Origin of the sequence: Butyricimonas muris (assembly GCF_046365375.1) — a bacterium.
In the GTDB taxonomy this organism is placed as follows: Bacteria; Bacteroidota; Bacteroidia; order Bacteroidales; family Marinifilaceae; genus Butyricimonas; species Butyricimonas muris.
Window position 1 is genome coordinate 553053 of sequence record NZ_JBKEIT010000002.1, and the last position, 15672, is coordinate 568724.

At 46.8% G+C, this 15672-nt stretch carries 15 protein-coding genes and 1 pseudogene; 11 read left to right on the top strand and 5 right to left on the bottom strand.

Going from position 1 to position 15672, the window contains the following annotated elements; genetic code table 11:
* Positions 1 to 16: 16 nt before the first annotated feature.
* The 5 genes from ACK8P8_RS05245 to ACK8P8_RS05265 all read left to right on the top strand — a co-directional run bounded on the left by ACK8P8_RS05245 (position 17) and on the right by ACK8P8_RS05265 (position 7821).
* Positions 17 to 2440 carry a thioredoxin-like domain-containing protein gene (locus tag ACK8P8_RS05245; protein ID WP_410025590.1) on the top strand — a complete coding sequence of 808 codons (2424 nt, stop codon included), beginning with the start codon at positions 17 to 19 and terminating at the stop codon, positions 2438 to 2440.
* Positions 2427 to 4823, top strand: coding sequence for a S9 family peptidase (locus ACK8P8_RS05250; RefSeq protein ID WP_369859089.1), 2397 nt, complete (start codon positions 2427 to 2429; stop codon positions 4821 to 4823). The genes ACK8P8_RS05245 and ACK8P8_RS05250 overlap by 14 nt, the downstream gene beginning before the upstream one ends.
* A 3-nt stretch (positions 4824 to 4826) precedes the next feature.
* The gene (locus ACK8P8_RS05255; RefSeq protein ID WP_369859088.1) at positions 4827 to 6092 is read left to right on the top strand and encodes a thioredoxin family protein; all 1266 of its coding nucleotides are present in this window, start codon (positions 4827 to 4829) and stop codon (positions 6090 to 6092) included.
* A gap of 1 nt (position 6093) precedes the next feature.
* Complete coding sequence (locus ACK8P8_RS05260) at positions 6094 to 7308, top strand: redoxin domain-containing protein (protein ID WP_369859087.1); 1215 nt, start codon at positions 6094 to 6096, stop codon at positions 7306 to 7308.
* Positions 7309 to 7377: 69 nt separating this feature from the next.
* A complete protein-coding gene (locus ACK8P8_RS05265; protein ID WP_369859086.1) occupies positions 7378 to 7821 on the top strand; it encodes a LytR/AlgR family response regulator transcription factor in 444 nt (147 codons plus the stop codon).
* Positions 7822 to 8033: 212 nt separating this feature from the next.
* On the opposite strand, the gene ACK8P8_RS05270 is transcribed toward ACK8P8_RS05265, so the two are convergent.
* The 5 genes and pseudogenes from ACK8P8_RS05270 to ACK8P8_RS05290 form a co-directional block, all read right to left on the bottom strand.
* A complete protein-coding gene (locus tag ACK8P8_RS05270; protein ID WP_369859085.1) occupies positions 8034 to 8384 on the bottom strand; it encodes an MBL fold metallo-hydrolase in 351 nt (116 codons plus the stop codon).
* Between the two features lie 125 nt (positions 8385 to 8509).
* Positions 8510 to 9349 (bottom strand): aldo/keto reductase, encoded by an 840-nt coding sequence (locus ACK8P8_RS05275; protein ID WP_369859084.1) that lies wholly within the window; start codon positions 9347 to 9349, stop codon positions 8510 to 8512.
* A complete protein-coding gene (locus tag ACK8P8_RS05280) occupies positions 9346 to 10536 on the bottom strand; it encodes an MFS transporter (protein ID WP_369859083.1) in 1191 nt (396 codons plus the stop codon). The genes ACK8P8_RS05275 and ACK8P8_RS05280 overlap by 4 nt, the downstream gene beginning before the upstream one ends.
* Before the next feature lie 165 nt (positions 10537 to 10701).
* Positions 10702 to 11241: a flavodoxin family protein gene (locus tag ACK8P8_RS05285; protein WP_369859082.1), complete on the bottom strand. Its 540-nt coding sequence runs from the start codon at positions 11239 to 11241 to the stop codon at positions 10702 to 10704.
* Between the two features lie 115 nt (positions 11242 to 11356).
* Positions 11357 to 12192: pseudogene (locus ACK8P8_RS05290) on the bottom strand (helix-turn-helix domain-containing protein).
* 33 nt (positions 12193 to 12225) lie between these two features.
* On the opposite strand from ACK8P8_RS05290, the gene ACK8P8_RS05295 reads away from it, so the two are divergent.
* From ACK8P8_RS05295 to ACK8P8_RS05320, 6 genes are all read left to right on the top strand, one after another.
* A complete protein-coding gene (locus ACK8P8_RS05295) occupies positions 12226 to 12438 on the top strand; it encodes a hypothetical protein (RefSeq protein ID WP_369859081.1) in 213 nt (70 codons plus the stop codon).
* A gap of 16 nt (positions 12439 to 12454) precedes the next feature.
* Positions 12455 to 12721, top strand: a complete 267-nt coding sequence (locus tag ACK8P8_RS05300; RefSeq protein ID WP_227217413.1) for a hypothetical protein — start codon at positions 12455 to 12457, stop codon at positions 12719 to 12721.
* Positions 12721 to 13347: a DUF6266 family protein gene (locus ACK8P8_RS05305; RefSeq protein WP_303182298.1), complete on the top strand. Its 627-nt coding sequence runs from the start codon at positions 12721 to 12723 to the stop codon at positions 13345 to 13347. Before ACK8P8_RS05300 ends, ACK8P8_RS05305 begins: the two co-directional genes overlap by 1 nt.
* Complete coding sequence (locus ACK8P8_RS05310) at positions 13344 to 13715, top strand: 3TM-type holin (RefSeq protein WP_099290412.1); 372 nt, start codon at positions 13344 to 13346, stop codon at positions 13713 to 13715. The genes ACK8P8_RS05305 and ACK8P8_RS05310 overlap by 4 nt, the downstream gene beginning before the upstream one ends.
* Positions 13716 to 13732: 17 nt before the next feature.
* The gene (locus tag ACK8P8_RS05315; RefSeq protein WP_186978581.1) at positions 13733 to 14329 is read left to right on the top strand and encodes an N-acetylmuramoyl-L-alanine amidase; all 597 of its coding nucleotides are present in this window, start codon (positions 13733 to 13735) and stop codon (positions 14327 to 14329) included.
* Positions 14330 to 14415: 86 nt separating this feature from the next.
* Positions 14416 to 15042, top strand: coding sequence for a DUF6266 family protein (locus ACK8P8_RS05320; RefSeq protein ID WP_186978580.1), 627 nt, complete (start codon positions 14416 to 14418; stop codon positions 15040 to 15042).
* Positions 15043 to 15672 lie beyond the last annotated feature (630 nt).

Sequence of the window (15672 nt, forward strand, 5' to 3'; positions counted from 1 at the left end):
AATAAAAAAGAATAACATGTTTAAAAGGAATGTTTTAATTGTATGTATGTTGTTTTGGGTGTCGTTGGTAGAGGCAGGGCAGTATGAAAACGTGGCGGATTCGTCGCATCTGGATAGAACGGAGAAGGCGATGTTGAAGCAAATAGAAATGATAAGGCAACGGCGGGGTATTGCTCCCCGGGAAGTCAGTTTTGACGAAAATGCAACTCGGGTTGGGTACGGCTTTTTAATTTATGACTCGTTGCTTTCCGGCCCGGGGATATATGCCATCAATTTGGAGAACCTGCGGGAGTATAAATTGGTGAGTGAAGGTTGGTATCAAGTGAATTGCGGCGTGATGGTGGATGGAAAATATTATACTTACCTGATGTTGGGTGGCGGACCGAATATGCCGGTTGCTTTTTGTTCCGTGGATTTGAAGACGGGGCGGCGGACGGAGATTTGTTCTTATAGAAATAAGAAGGCAGGTGAGATACCAGTAGTGTTGCAGATGGCTTATGATCCGGTGAGTCGAAGAATTATAGGCGTGGGGGGAGGATTGTATCATATCGATCATCAAACGGGAGTGATTCATGCGTTCGGTCAATTGGAAAGCCCGTTATTGACATTTGCTATTTCACCGGAAGGAATATGGTATGGTATTGACTATGAAGGAAATTTTTGCGAGATAGATCCTCGGGGGGCTATCAGAAGAATAGGTTTCACGGGAATAAAGACTTGGGGATTACAGTCGATGGCGTTCGATCCTCATGACGGGCAGTTGTACTGGGCGATGTGGAGCGATCAGGAGAAACCGGCTTTATATCGAGTGGAGTTGGAAACGGGAAAGGTAACCCGGGTGGCTGATATGGCGAATGGTGCGGAATGGGCAGCTTTGGTTATTCCCCAGCCGCGGGTTGCCGGAGTTCCGGGAGCGATCGAGAACCTGACGTTTGAGGGTGATCCGAATGGAGCAGGTCGTGGCGTGTTGCGTTGGAGCACTCCCGTTTCATCAAAAGGCAATAAGGTGAATATTTATCGTGATGGAAAATTGGTAACTTCGTTAAAAGGGAGCGTTCAGGAGTATGAAGATATGGTTATTCCTTTCGGGGAGCACGTGTACCGTGTGACAGCTTGCAATAAAGCAGGCGAGGGACAGTCGGCATACGTGCGCGTGTTCGTGGGCAAAGATATACCGGAGGCTGTAACAGACGTGGAGATAAGCACGGAATATTCGGCAAAGGCACGGAGAGAGGTGGTGAACTTGAAGTGGAGCCCGGTGACACGAGGAAAGAACGGGGGACATTTAGATACGGCATTTTTGCGCTATCATGTTTATCGTTATCCCGATAACCGAAAAGTGGGAACCACGAAAAACACGGAAATGAAAGGTTTGTCGGTAGGGAACCAAAATCGTTATTATTATGGTATTCAGGCAGAAATTGCAGCCGGGAAGGGAGAAATTGCTTATTCGGAAGAGGTGGTAGTCGGAACACCGTTGATGGTACCGTATGCCACGAATTTTTGGGCGGAGGACGCGAAACTGTGGAAGACAATAGATAAATCGGGAGATGGGAAGACTTGGGGGGACCGGAATATGACGGATGATTTTTGTTTGTTTCACCAGAGCCTGCGCAAAGTATTCCAAGAAGATGATTTAGTGGTATCTCCGGCTATTTTCTTGAAAGAGGGACATTGCTATCGTTTGAAGTTTGACGTGAAAGTTTATAATGGTAATCCATCCTTGCACGTCACTTTTGGAGATAAACCGACAGCCGAGGGGCAGAAGGAAATATTGGCGTTGGATTCGTTGAAACTTCGAGTATATCGCACGTACGAGGTGGATATCCCGAGAGTGGCTACCCGGGGAGGATATTATTTCGGTTTCCAGACTTTTACCAGTGAAAATGAAGAGGATACAGGGTTGTGCATCACGAATGTACGCTTATGCGAGGTGACGGATCCAGTGATTGCCGCGAAATTGGAGAAAGCCCCGGCTATTGACAACGATGGCGAAACACGGATGTACGTGGGGTATCAGTTGCAGAATATTTCAGGAGGACAGACCCTCGACGGACAGGCGTTTGATTTGGCGGCGATGGAAGGTAAGTTGAAGATCATTGACATTTGGGCTGCCGGGAACACGGATTACACGGGTAACCGGACTGAGTTGGTTGCATTATACAAGGATTTCCACAAAAAGGGATTAAATGTCGTGAGTATTTCATTTGATCAGGATCGGGGTGTGTTGATATCTGCTATAGAACAAAACCAGATGACATGGCCGCAGATTCATGAACCCGCTACTTGGGAAAATAACGTGTTCGTGAGAACTTTCTATTTGGAAGGATTGCCTTGTGCCATATTGGTGGACGAGAATTTGCGGGTATTGGCCCGCGTGAGAGATGTGAAACAGTTGCGTTCCTTGATTAAAGCGTTATTGTCAGATGGCAAGAAGTAAATTTGTTTTTAGTTTGTTTTTGGCGTGGCTTTCTTTCGGGATGAGCCATGGCCAAAAAGCGAACTACCGGGAGGCGGAGAAATTTGCACGGGGGGGCGAGGCTTCCCGTACTTTGTTGTCGCTTCGCGTGGAACCGATTTTTTTGGAAAATAGCGATAAGTTCTGGTTCCGCTACACGACGGGCGAGGGGCTTCGTTACTATCTCGTGGACCCGAAAGCAAAGAGAAAAGAGTTGTTGTTTGATCCTGCTTATATGGCCCGGGAAATCGAGCGCATCACCTCGAAGAAGATGAATGAGAAAGAGCTGGAAATCGGGTTGCAATTTGTAGATGACGGTAAGAAGTTCCAGTTCTCAATAGATACCTTCCGCTTGGAATACACCTTGAAAACAAAAACATTAATCGCTGTGAAATGGAATCGGGAGGAAGAATACCGGAAGATGGCTGAACGAGAACAACAACGCATGCAAGAATATCAGGCAGAGCGGAAGAAAAAGAAGACATCGGGGTATGTTCCCCCGTATAAGATATTCAGCCGAGCCTACAATTTGTATGTGCTGGATTTGCGGGATTCCACGGAACGGCGCTTGACGAGCGATGGCAGCAGAGAGTTTCCTTACACGCATTCTTTTACCCGGGACACGAATCAGCGAGAGGATTACGAGGCCGTGTGGTTTAAAGAATCCGATTGTTTTTGTGTAGCCCGCGTGGTGGAGGCTTCCGAGTCGAAGTCGTACACTTTGATAAGATACTTTAATGACACTCCCGAGGCGGAAAAGTATGCTTACGAACAAGCGGGACTTTCCAAGGTGGGGCGGCATGAATTGTACGTTTTCAACGCCCGAACGGGTGAGCGCACGGTGGTTCCGGTGGATAAGTGGCAGGACCAGGCATTCGTGACTGCGGGTAGCAAGTTGCGGGGACAATATTACTACTTTACTCGTGAGCGGCGCACGCACGACGAAATGGAACTGTGCCGGGTGGATTCCACGGGAAAAGTGACGGTACTCGTAAACGAGGTTTGCAAACCCTATTTCAACGTGGAGTTAAACAATCCTTTATATTGGATACTCGATGACGGGAAAGAGATTTTGTGGTGGTCGGAACGCTCGGGGCACGGGCATTATTACTTGTATGATCAGGATGGTAAATTGAAGCGGGTCTTGACCTCGGGAGAGTGGACTGCTGGGAAGAACGTGTTTCTGGATGAAAAAAAGCGGGAGCTTTACTTCGAGAGTTACGGTCAGGTGGCGGGAGAGAATCCCTATTACAAGCGTTACAGTAAAGTGTCGCTCGATGGGGGAAAAGTAAAGATGCTGACCCCCGAGATGGCAACTCATGATATATTATTCTTCGGGGATAATTATTTGGTGGACAACTATTCGCGTGCGGATTTGGAACCGAGGAGCGTGTTGCGCGATCAGGAGGGCAAGTTTGTCATGGAATTGGCACGCCCCGATTTGAGCGCCTTGTATGCCACGGGATGGAAAATGCCGGAACCCTTCACGGTGAAGGCTGCCGATGGCGAAACGGACTTGTTCGGCATGATGTGGAAACCTTTTGATTTTGATTCCACGAAACGCTACCCGATCATCTCGTACGTCTATCCCGGACCGCAGACGGAGGAGCTGGCATTGGAGTTCACGGGTGCCGTGAATATGAAGAACACGGCATTAGCGCAAGTCGGTTTTATCGTGGTGGGATTCGGGCACCGGGGTGGTAGCCCCGTGCGTTCGGCAAAATATCACACGTACGGTCATGGCAATCTCCGGGATTATGCCTTGGCTGACGATAAACACGGATTGGAACAGTTGATCGCTCGCCATTCCTTCATTGATAGCAGCCGGATCGGGATATACGGGCATTCCGGTGGCGGCTTTATGTCGATGGCGGCGATTTGCACTTATCCCAATTTTTACAAGGCGGCGGTATCCTCTTCCGGGAATCACGACAACCGGCTGTATAATCGGCGTTTCGTGGAAACACACCACGGTATCAACGAGGTGCGGAAAGACGTGAAACGTCGGGTAAAAACAACCTCGGGCAAAGATTCGGTTGTTGTTGAAAACAAAACCGTGTTCGAGTTGGATATACCGTTGAACGCAGATTTGGCTCCTCGTTTGAAAGGTCACTTGATGTTAGTGACGGGAAGTTCCGACGAGAACGTGCATCCCGCCCACACGATGCGCATGGCGAGTGCCTTGATGAATGCGGGGAAGAATTTCGAATTAGTCATCCTCCCTGGGGCACGCCATCAATACATGGGTGACGCGTGGACTTACTACGAGCGCAAGATGTGGTTTCATTTCGGGAAATACCTGTTGGGGGATTACTCCTCGGACGGGCAAGGGGATATGAAGTTTTACATGAATGAAAATAGATAACATATGAAAAAATATTTATTACTGGTATTGGTTTTCGTGGGGCTTTCGTTAGGCGGTTTTTCGCAAGGCATTGAATTTCGCACGGAGAGCTTTGAAGAGGTTGTGAAAATGGCGGCAAAACAAGGGAAGTGGGTATTCGTTGATGCTTACGGACCGAAATGTCCCCCTTGCCGGAGAATGGAAAAAGAGGTTTTCCCAGATCCGAAAGTCGGGGAGTTCTTTAACAAGCACTTCTTGTGTTTGAAAATAGACGCGACAACGCAGGAGCAAGAGTTAATGGATTTGCACCGTGTAGGGCTTTTCCCGACCTATTTGTTTTTTGACGGAGCCGGCAATTTGAAATATCGAGCCAAAGGATTTTTCCCCGTGGACGAGTTTATCGCCGAGGGGCAAAAGGCTCTGGATGAGGCTAAACTAAAATCCTACGAACACTGGATGGCGGGGTTTGCTTTGAATGGATCTGTAACCACTTTTGGAAGAGAATTTGCTATTGCCATGATGCAACGAGGTATAAGTTTGGCAGAAGGCTTTGAACGTTATTGGGCGACCCAGCAACTGCATTTGATGAACACGAGGGGGATAAAAGAGTGGGAGGATAACACCTGCCATGCGACGGTCAACGCGAATGATTTCATTGATGAGATAGACAAGAGAAAACAAAAAGAAGATGACCTGTACGAGGCTGAAAGAAGATTCAGTGGTCCGAAAAGACCGTTGGTTGATAAAGCTTACCCGATACTGGTGGCAGGCGATACGCTCGTGAAAAATATATTGACATTGATGCAGGGACGGAATGCCATCCAAATGAAGGATTATGCTTTGCGGAACAAAAACAGGGAACTCTTCGACTACGCTCTTGCCCTGTGGGAACAATTACCGGAGAGCACCCGGGTGGGAGAGCGCGAAGCGTTGGAATTGGAGTTTCTGCAAGCAACTGGGGAAACGAAAAAATACGTGAAAGAGGCTGCTCGCTTCCTGAACCGGGTGGTAGAAACCATGTCCCAGGAACTCTTACTGGTGAAGGGTAAAGAGGAGGCAGTCATGATGCCCGTTTGGGGTATTCAGGCGGAGTGGCAGGAGCGTTTCGAGGAGATGTACTGCGACCTCTATTTTAACTACGTGGAGAGCATCGCCCGTCAATGCATGGCGTATAGCAAGAGTGCCAAGCAATTGCCTGATCTTGCCCGTTGGGCGGAATACGCCCGTCAATTGAAGCCAGGAAATGTGCGGGCACAACAGTTTTATAATGATGTAACAAATTGGAAATGATATGAGAAAGTTCGTTTATTTATTATTGGTATGTATCGGGAACGCGATGATTTCATGCGGATACTCGGAGTCTAAAACCTTCCGCGTTGTCGGAGAAATCGAAGGTGTGGAAGAGGGAGCAAGCGTGAGTTTGAACGTGGGTGGGACGAATAAGTTGAAAAGCGTTTTAGTCCTGACGGAATTGAAGGATGGAAAATTCGTTTTGGAAGGAGAATTGGACAATGGTCCTCGTTACTGCACGTTGGTAATCCATGGTAAAAATCAAATCGGGCACGACCTAGTGATACGGAACGAGAAGATAACCGTTCAAGGGAAAGTGTCAAATGATGGGAAACAATGGGATAACTTTGTAATAAAAGGCTCCTCATTGGAAAAAGCTTTTCGGGAGAAAATCGCTTTCCGTGTAGAAACTGGGAAAAAGTTGCGTGCTGTAGAAGAGCAATATAAAGAGCTGAAACAAGAAGCTGGAGCACTTTACATTCGGGGACTCACGGAAAGATTGAGCCGAGAGAAGATGGATTCTCTAAATCAACGTCCGGACATTGTGCGTATGAATGAAGCGATCCGGAAAGCGCAAGAGGAGTATGCAACTAACATGGAGAGCATGGCAAAAGAGGCGGTATTGCGGGATAAAGATTCCTTTTGGGGACCGCTCTTGATGGCGCTCAATATAGAGTTTTTCCCCTACGCTCGGCAAGAGGAGAACAAGAATCTGTATAATCAATTCTCGGAAGAGGCTAAAAATAGCTATTACGGGCAGTATCTGAAAGAGGTTATTTTCCCGGAAAGCGTGGATGAGGATAAGTTACCCGATTTCACGGGGGAAGACCGGGAGGGAAATGTACTCGCGATCCGGGAGTTGATCAAGGGAAAAAAATGCGTGATCATCGATTTTTGGGCATCTTACTGCGCTCCTTGTAGAAAAGCGATCCCGGGATTGAAAGCCTTGTATGCCGATTATGCCGATAAAGGCTTGGAGATCATCAGTGTCTCGACTGATTTGAAAAAAACACCTTGGTTGAAGGCCTTGGAGCAGGAACAGATGCCTTGGCCTAATTTGCTGGATGTCAAGAATGCGTTTGGCGAAAAACTTAACGGTACTGCTATTCCTCACGTTGTGGTGGTGGATACAGAGGGGAAGATTGTTGTTCAAGGTGTAGGTTTGAAAGGTGACGAGTTGCGGGAAAAAGTGAAAGAGGTATTGGGGATGAATTGATTTATTTTCAATAGCATAGAAAAAAAACTGCCGGGAGGCTTGTTTCACGGGACATAATATTCAAATATTATGACTCAAGAACAAAATAACGTAAAGATTGAAAACAACCTCCCGGCAGATACTGCCGTCGTGGTAAGTGATCGTTATCGGAATGATCGAATTTTCGTTTGGTACAAGGATGCGTATCGCGTAATCTTGTTTTCTCGAATCGCTTGGTTGCAAGCGGATCGTGATTATTGTTACATTCACTTCAAGGACGGTGCAAAAATAATCGTAGTTCATCCGTTGAAAGAGGTGTTGGAGATGCTTCCTTCTGAAGATTTTGCCCGTGTTCACCGGAGTTATGCCGTTTGTTTGGACCTCGTGGACCGATTGGTCGGGAATACGATTTACATCGGCAAACAAGATTTCCCGGTGAGCCCCGCTTACAGGGAAGATTTACACTCCCGTTTCCGTTTTTTAGGAAAAGTGAAAGGATTGCATAAATCTAAACTCGTGAAAAATAATAAATAAACATGTATAACCCGTCCCGAGAGGCAACCTCCCGGGCAGGTTCGTGTATTCTGATTGGTGTGCTCTATTAGGGAAGAAATCCGTATTTTTGTTTTAAATCAAAGTGAAAAATAACAAAAAATCATTCTCTTTTAATTTTAATACGGCATAACAATTCTTTTCTGTACCCATTTATATCCGTCTGTTGTGGATTTCACATATCCTAATCCCGGTCAAGGAAGATGATAGGCAAAAAACAATGAACCGGAATTACTTAATCGTTCCAGTGCATTCTGGCGTGTTTTTATTCCCTCGTTATAATCCGTATCACTGTTATAAATCCATTCGGGATGTTCAAACGAAATAATTTGCGAATGCACTATATCGGCAATGTGGTAGAGTTCTTCGTTTTCAGAGTATATTCGAATTATGGTATGCCCCGGCGTATGTCCCGGTGCAAAATGCTTTTGAAGAGTTCGGGCGACTTCTGAAGAATCAATATGCTGTGCGAACTCGACCTGCACCGGATTTACACATAGGTGTCCATCGCTGATAACAATAACTTCGATTTCTCCGATGTTCATTGTATATAAGCCGATGCGATTCAAGTTTATCCGCTCTTGAGCGAACAAACATGCATTCCAACAGAATGTAATTGCTGTAATAAATGTTATCTTTTTTCATTATCATTGTTTTAAGTGATTACTTGTTACCAGCCTGCCAACGGTATTTTTCGAGTCGGTCTGGGAAATGCTGTATCCAAATCATGCAGATCTTCGTCTGTCAGTTTGATGGAGAGGCTACGGAAATTCTCTTCCACGTGAGCTATGTTCCCGGCTTTTGGAATGGCGATGATACCGGGTTTACGCATCGTCCATGCCAATGCAATTTGCGCGGGGGAAGCGTTGTGTCGCCGGGCAATTTCCGCTAATGTACGATGGCGTAGAAGACGACCTTCTCCGATGGGCGAATAAGCCATAATTGGCATTCGGTGGTCAGCGCGCCACGGCACGAGGTCAAATTCCACACCCCGGTCATCGAGGTTGTAAAGCACTTGATCGGTAGTGCAGCCATTTCCTCCGGGTAGCGAGATGATACGATCCATGTCGGCTACGTCCAGATTGCTGACGCCCCACATGCAGATTTTTCCCTCCTGTTGCAATTCGGTCATCGCTCGAACTGTTTCTTCGTAAGGGTGGTCTCCCTTCCAATGTAGCAAATAAAGGTCAATGTACTCCGTGCCGAGCCGTCGCAGGCTACGTTCGCAGGCGAGTTTTGTACCTTGATAGCTTGCGTTATTGGGTAACACCTTACTCGTGAGAAATACTTTTTTACGGCAATCACGGATTACTTCGCCTACCAGTTCCTCGTTATCGTACATCTCGGCGGTATCGACGAGGTTCATTCCTAGTTCGATGCCATGCCGCAATGCCTGTTTTTCTTCGTCCCGTCGTGCGGCGGATTGCCCTATTTTCCACGTGCCTTGTCCCAACGGACAAACAGTCTGTCCGTTCGGGAAAGCGATTATCGGTTGTTCTATTTTTTTCATATTGTTCGTGTTATGTGTTTACCGTGATTCGTTAAGCTGTTCCTAATGACGATGCTTATCACACCGGCAATCAGGAATGCCACAGCTCCCAGCGGGGACGAATGTGTACCCCATGCGGTAATGAACATGCCGCATACAGCTGTGCCTAGCGTTGTGCCGAGGTTTGCGGCAGTCAGGAACAATCCATTGGCAAAATCGGGAGCTTCAGTCGCCGAGGTGGACACCATGAATTGATTGCCGTTGTTAGCAATGCCCGCGAATATACCCAGTATCAGAATGACGACCGCTGTCGGTACGGTTGATTCCCCCAGCCAATAAAGCGCGAGATAAAGTATCGCCATGATAGCAGGCGCATATTTCAAGGTCGCGGACGGACGTTGCGCCAACAATTTTCCGGCAGCGATATTCCCGACGATATTCGCTATGCCGTAAACGAACAGCAGGATGCTGATTACCTTGAAGGAAACATCCGTGATCGTTATCAGGTAATCGGACAAGTAGCTGTAAAAACCGAACATGGCAGCATTCATCAGCAACGCAGCAATGAAGGAGTTCCATAGCACGGGCTTTTTCAACACGCTAAGTTGTGTGCCATACGACAACCGCTCCTTGACGGGCATAGTTGGTAGCAGAAAAACAGTGGCGAGCAGTACAATTGCGTTGACAATAGTAAAAAATACCATCGCCGCGGAAAAGGAAAATTCGCTGGCAATGTAGCTTGTCACGGGTACCCCGAGTACCATGCCTGCCGATACTCCGGCGAAAATTTTGGAAACGGCTTTCGGGGCATTCTCCCGACTGACGGAAGAGGCTGCGGTGCTGAAGGCTATGGACACGTACAACGGATGAAAAAATGCAGGAATCGCACGAGTTATCAATAACACGGTAAAATTCGTCGTGAAGATCGAAACGAAGTTGGAAATCACGAACACGGACAAGGCAAGCACCATGACCGTTTTGCGGTTTATCCGTGAGAACAATAACGGTACGACTGGAGCCGAGAAGGCGATGATAAGTGCGAAGAGGCTGACCGTCCAGCCTGCATCCGGGACAGTGACGCCGAAAGTTTCGGCTATGATGGGAATGATACCTACCACGCCCATTTCGGTGTTCAGTATTTCGAACACGCCGAGCGTGAGGATAAACATCAGCACATTATTATGCTTGTTTTTAGTCGATGTACTCATTTTTTAGTTAATGTTTTGAGAAATAGGCAGGTCTTTGTGTTTGCCTGCCTGTTCTTTTGGATACTATATTCTTTCAATACAAAGATAGGGCGATGAAACAACCGAAGCGTTATTGTCAAGTTCAAAAGAAATTATTCAAAGGCTCAATTTGAATTTAATTTGTCATTATTTGATAGATTTCCCCATTGCGTACGCGTGCGCTAATGAAGGATGCCCCTCCGTTTCCCCCGGCTTGCTGACACCTCCGGCGAAGACCGTTCCCGCGAGATGCGCTTTCTCGAAACAATCAATCCATCCTGTAAGTCCCGCAACGGCTCGTTCCGGTACATATTCTTCCTCTTCGGCCGCACTGGTCAGCATGTAAATGTCGCGGAAACGATAGTCGGACGGATAAAGCGGATTGGCACGGTCGAGCAAGGTTTTGAGCTGACCGCACATCTCGTAATAATAGATGGGCGTGGCGAATACGATTGCGTCGACATCGTGCATCTTCGCCACGATGGCAGGGGCATCGTCCTGAATGACGCATTTTTCTGTTTTCTGGCAAGCAAGACATCCTTTGCAGAAACGGATGTCCTTCTCTTTGAGTGTTATTTTTTCAACCTTATTCCCGGCATCGGAAGCTCCGCGAGCAAATTCATCAGCCAAAGCCTCCGAGTTGCTCTGCGAGCGAAGGCTTGACGATATGACTAATACTTTTTTCATTGTTTGGTTTTTTATTATTTGTTTTCATTTGCAAAGTTAGACAGAAAGCCTCACGGCGACGTTGCTGTGAGGCTCAAATAGAATTTCTCAAAAGTTCAATATTTCTCGCCCGAGTTTACACGAATACAGCGGTCGGGGATATGCCGTATTGTTTTTTGAATGCGGTAGAGAAATGCGATGGGTTTTTGAATCCGACTTCCGCGTATACGTCCACGACTTTTTTATCACCCTTTTTCATGTTGGCATAAGCCACCTCAAGGCGTTTGCGGATGAGCCATTTTTCGGGTGTCAGATCGCTGATTTTCTTGAAATCCCGCTTGAACGTGGCGAGGCTGCGTCCCGTGTAGTGCGCCATTTCCTCCATCGTGAACTCGTACATGTAGTTCTCGTTCATGAATTCCAGAATGTCTATTTTCCATGGTTCGTTGAAATCGAAAAGTGTCGGTGCAAACCGTTTGTCGATATGTAATAATGCAAGCAGCCCCTCCTGCAATTTCAAGTTCATAAAGTCATCTTTCGGTTTTACTTCGGGATCGAAATAGGGCGTCATGGAAGCAAAAAGGCTGGCGAGTTCTACCGTTTTCGGTAGTTTTATCACGCCGGAATCAAGTTTCGGGGTGTTAGCGGGTATTTTACGTTGTTCCTGCTTGCTGTACATTTCGCGTAAGAAACGGCGTGTGAACATCAGGAAGATACCGCAGTACCGCTCGCCGTCTTTCGTTTTCTTGTACATCGTGATGTGATGATCGCGTGGTATAAAGACACATTCTCCCTTTCCGACATGGATAGGCTCTTTGCCGTTGTCGAGAATCATCTCACCCGAATAGACATAGTTGATGGCATATTCACGGGAACGATGTGTGCAACCGCTAATGTCATCATAAAAAAACTGTAAAATACATCGTTATAATTGAATATGAGCTTCATCCGGTACAATTGTTCATCTGTCATATTTTTATGTTTTTATTTCCGCGTGCAAATATAATGAAACTATTCCGTTTCTCTGCGGCTCATATTTCGTTTTTCTATTCGTTTCTTTGCGGGAAAATAGATGCAGTCCTAACTACCGTGGCGGGTAATTTAAGTATGTTCCGCGTAAGGCTCAATGGAAAAAGTCTTCTGTCGGGAGTGATGCTCTCCAATGACCGGATAATAAACTTGCGTTCGGCTATACAGCGTGTTACTTTTGGGATGTAATTAAAAAAATAAAGTTATGAGATTATTGACAGACATCCCCGGGGAGCAGGCGTGTTTCCCGTTGAGAAGGGGAAGAAAACGGGGAGGGAAGAGGAAGAGAACGGGCTACAACTCCAGAGATACTCCCGAGAACCATTTGACTAACACCGGACATGACTATCGTGATACGATTCTTGTCGTGATTGAGTGTCCTTGGCGAATCTTTATTATATCTCCATTTCCTCTTGTACGCGGGGGAAATAGGACGAGAAACGTGGATTGTTCATTTAAAAACGTGGCGTGATGGCAGAAGTAAGCAGTATTTTTAAGATCAGGGGACGAATCGGTAACACGATTTTTGTCGGGCGTAACGGGAAATGTTACGCTCGGGCAGTGGCGACAAAGGTGACAAACCCGAATACGCCGAAGCAACAAATGGTGCGTGCCAGGTTTCGGGTGGCACTTCGTTTTTACCAGCGATTGAAGGATACCCCGCTGGGGGAGATTTGGAGATTGTCGGGGAAGAGGGCAAAACTCACGGGCTATACTTTGTTCATGAGGGAGAATTTGAATATGTTCGACCACGAGGGCAGGATAGTTGATTTTGACGGGTTACGCTTGGCGGTGGGAAACCGTTGTGACGCTCGCGATATTGAGGCTTCTCTTGATGATTCCGGGCAAGTGACGCTCCGGTGGGGAGATGATGACGAGGACCTTTATCTAGGGGAGAATGATCGCTTGATGGTGGCCTTGCTTTACGGGGATCGGTTGTTCTCGCCGGAGGTGGTGGATGATTTGAAAGCCGTGAGGCGTGATGGAACGGTGACCTTCCGGTTGCCGCGAATCAAAGACGTGGAGGTTCATTTGTATTGCTTTTTCGTGTCCCCCGGGGGTGAGTATGTTTCGGATTCGCAACACTTGAAGGTATGAGTCCGGTGAAAGGTATTGTCGGTGCGGTCAGCGAATTGGTTGACCGGCTGACGCTTCCGGCGAGGGAGAAGAAACAACTGGAGACGGATTTATTGAAAGTTTTTGTCGAGTGGGAGCAACGGGTGATGGAAGCCCGATCGGAGGTGCTGGCGGAAGAGGCCCGGGGTAATTGGTTGCAACGTTCGTGGCGACCGTTGGTGATGTTGACTTTTGCCTTGATTGTGCTCGTGGGGACATTCACGAGTTTGCCGATTCTTGCCGATACCTCCCGGTTCTGGGATTTGCTGGAGGTGGGGATAGGCGGGTACGTGATGGGGAGAAGTGGGGAGAAAATCTTACAAGTCTTCGCGCGGAAACGACGTTTTTAATTTTAGATTTTAGATTTATGAGTTCATTTTCAATTTTTAATTCTCAATTTTCAATCGTGAACCATCGTTTGGTGGATGGTGAGGTGGTGCATTTGGTTTGTTCGAAGAATACCAGACCGCTAAAAAATCCGGATACTATCGTGTTACATTACACGGCTGGCAGGAGTGCCGAATCGTCATCGTTCTACCTTACTCGCCCGGACGTGGGTGCATCCGCTCATGTCGTGATTGGGCGGGACGGGAAGGTGTTTCAACTGGTGTCGTTTAATGTCGAGGCGTGGCATGCCGGTAGGAGTTTTTACCGGGGACGTGCGGAGTTCAATCATTTCTCGATTGGAATCGAGCTTGATAATCTCGGGAAGTTGCGTTGGGACGGGAAACGGTTTGTGGCAGAGTGTGGTGCGGAGGTAGCGGCATCAGATGTTTATGCGGACGATTCGGGTGGGAATATCTCTTATTGGCACAAGTACACGGATAGGCAAATACGAGTGTTGCGTGATGTGTGTCGGGTGTTGGTGTCGGAATACCCTATTAGGCATATTCTGCGTCATTCGGATATTACTCCCCGTAAGATTGATCCGGGACCGGCGCTACCTGAAATTACGTTGTACTAAAAAAATGCATCCGAGGTACTCGGATCCATACCGGGGATGCAAAGTTCATTTTCAATTTTCAATTATTAATTTTCAATTGTATTATTATGGCAGAATTTAATTCTTATTTGTTAGGTAAAGCGAAAAAATCAGTGGGTAACATCACATTGTGTTACACGAGAAGAAAGAATATCGCGAAAGCGAAAATTTTTTCAAGAAAAGATAATCCTACACCGGAGATGTTAGCTCAACGGGCAAGGATGAAAGCGTTGGTGCAGTTGTCTCGAAATCTTTTGCCCGTTATCCGAAAAGGATTCGTGGGAATTGGTAACGGTTCTACATCGAATGCTTTTGTGGCACGGAATATGAAAGCGGTAGAGGTGAATGAACAGAACGTGGCAACCGTTAATTTCGATCAATTGTTGGTAGCATCCGGAATATTGAACCCGCCGAAGGTGACGGTAACGTATGACGAGGAAAACAATAAATATCAGTTCTCGCAAGTGGAGCAAGCGGAAGAGGATGGTTACGCGTTTGTCGATGACCAAGTGTATGCCGTGTTGTACGAAACGGAGCGAGGCAGATCGAGATTGGTGGAGTTGAGAACTCGTGGCGAGAGCGGTAGCACAAGTTATGCCCTTCCCGAAGAATGGGATAATACGAAAGTGAAAGTGTATTGTTTTGCCATGTTGAAGAGGGGAAAGGAAGTGTCGGATAGCAAGTTGATAGCGTGAAGTTGATTAGTCTATAAAGTCCGTTGACTTTACGACCTTAGGGACTTTCAGATTTTATGGACGAGAGGGAGTGTCGAAATACTCCCTCTCGTGTGTTACGTCGTTTTTTTATTTAGCTCATGTGTCATGTAGTTTTCTGAAAGGTTCTGTTTTCTAGTGTCTTGTAAAAAAGTTAAAAAAAAGAGGGTAAAAAATTTGGAAAAGGGGATTTTATGCTGTTATCTTTGCACCCGCTAAACCGGAAGGGGGGGCGAGTGAAGAGAGAGGTTGGCGAAGTTCTTTAGATGCTGTCGAGATGAAGCGAGGGGGTAAAAGTTAGTTGTAACGACACCCCGCGAAAAAAGTTTGAAAAAACTTTGAAAAAGATTTGGAAGGGAAGGGAAAAACGTTTTATCTTTGCATCCGCTTTCGCCTCGAGAAAAGGGCGAGGGTGAAGACGAGAGAGAGAAGAGTTCTTTAAAATATTGACGTGAACAAAACAACGTAGCGAGCGTGAATCGAAGAACGACGAGAGTCGTGATTCATGAAACACATGACCCTGCCAGAACAAAATTTCTGAATAATATTTTACAATGAAGAGTTTGATCCTGGCTCAGGATGAACGCTAGCGACAGGCTTAACACATGCAAG

Coding starts and splice junctions, on each gene's coding strand:
- ACK8P8_RS05315 (WP_186978581.1), top strand. CDS start 13,733: ATGAGTTCATTTTCAATTTTTAATTCTCAATTTTCAATCGTGAACCAT.
- ACK8P8_RS05245 (WP_410025590.1), top strand. CDS start 17: ATGTTTAAAAGGAATGTTTTAATTGTATGTATGTTGTTTTGGGTGTCG.
- ACK8P8_RS05310 (WP_099290412.1), top strand. CDS start 13,344: ATGAGTCCGGTGAAAGGTATTGTCGGTGCGGTCAGCGAATTGGTTGAC.
- ACK8P8_RS05285 (WP_369859082.1), bottom strand. CDS start 11,241: ATGAAAAAAGTATTAGTCATATCGTCAAGCCTTCGCTCGCAGAGCAAC.
- ACK8P8_RS05270 (WP_369859085.1), bottom strand. CDS start 8,384: ATGAACATCGGAGAAATCGAAGTTATTGTTATCAGCGATGGACACCTA.
- ACK8P8_RS05265 (WP_369859086.1), top strand. CDS start 7,378: ATGACTCAAGAACAAAATAACGTAAAGATTGAAAACAACCTCCCGGCA.
- ACK8P8_RS05295 (WP_369859081.1), top strand. CDS start 12,226: ATGAAACTATTCCGTTTCTCTGCGGCTCATATTTCGTTTTTCTATTCG.
- ACK8P8_RS05255 (WP_369859088.1), top strand. CDS start 4,827: ATGAAAAAATATTTATTACTGGTATTGGTTTTCGTGGGGCTTTCGTTA.
- ACK8P8_RS05305 (WP_303182298.1), top strand. CDS start 12,721: ATGGCAGAAGTAAGCAGTATTTTTAAGATCAGGGGACGAATCGGTAAC.
- ACK8P8_RS05250 (WP_369859089.1), top strand. CDS start 2,427: ATGGCAAGAAGTAAATTTGTTTTTAGTTTGTTTTTGGCGTGGCTTTCT.
- ACK8P8_RS05260 (WP_369859087.1), top strand. CDS start 6,094: ATGAGAAAGTTCGTTTATTTATTATTGGTATGTATCGGGAACGCGATG.
- ACK8P8_RS05300 (WP_227217413.1), top strand. CDS start 12,455: ATGAGATTATTGACAGACATCCCCGGGGAGCAGGCGTGTTTCCCGTTG.
- ACK8P8_RS05320 (WP_186978580.1), top strand. CDS start 14,416: ATGGCAGAATTTAATTCTTATTTGTTAGGTAAAGCGAAAAAATCAGTG.
- ACK8P8_RS05280 (WP_369859083.1), bottom strand. CDS start 10,536: ATGAGTACATCGACTAAAAACAAGCATAATAATGTGCTGATGTTTATC.
- ACK8P8_RS05275 (WP_369859084.1), bottom strand. CDS start 9,349: ATGAAAAAAATAGAACAACCGATAATCGCTTTCCCGAACGGACAGACT.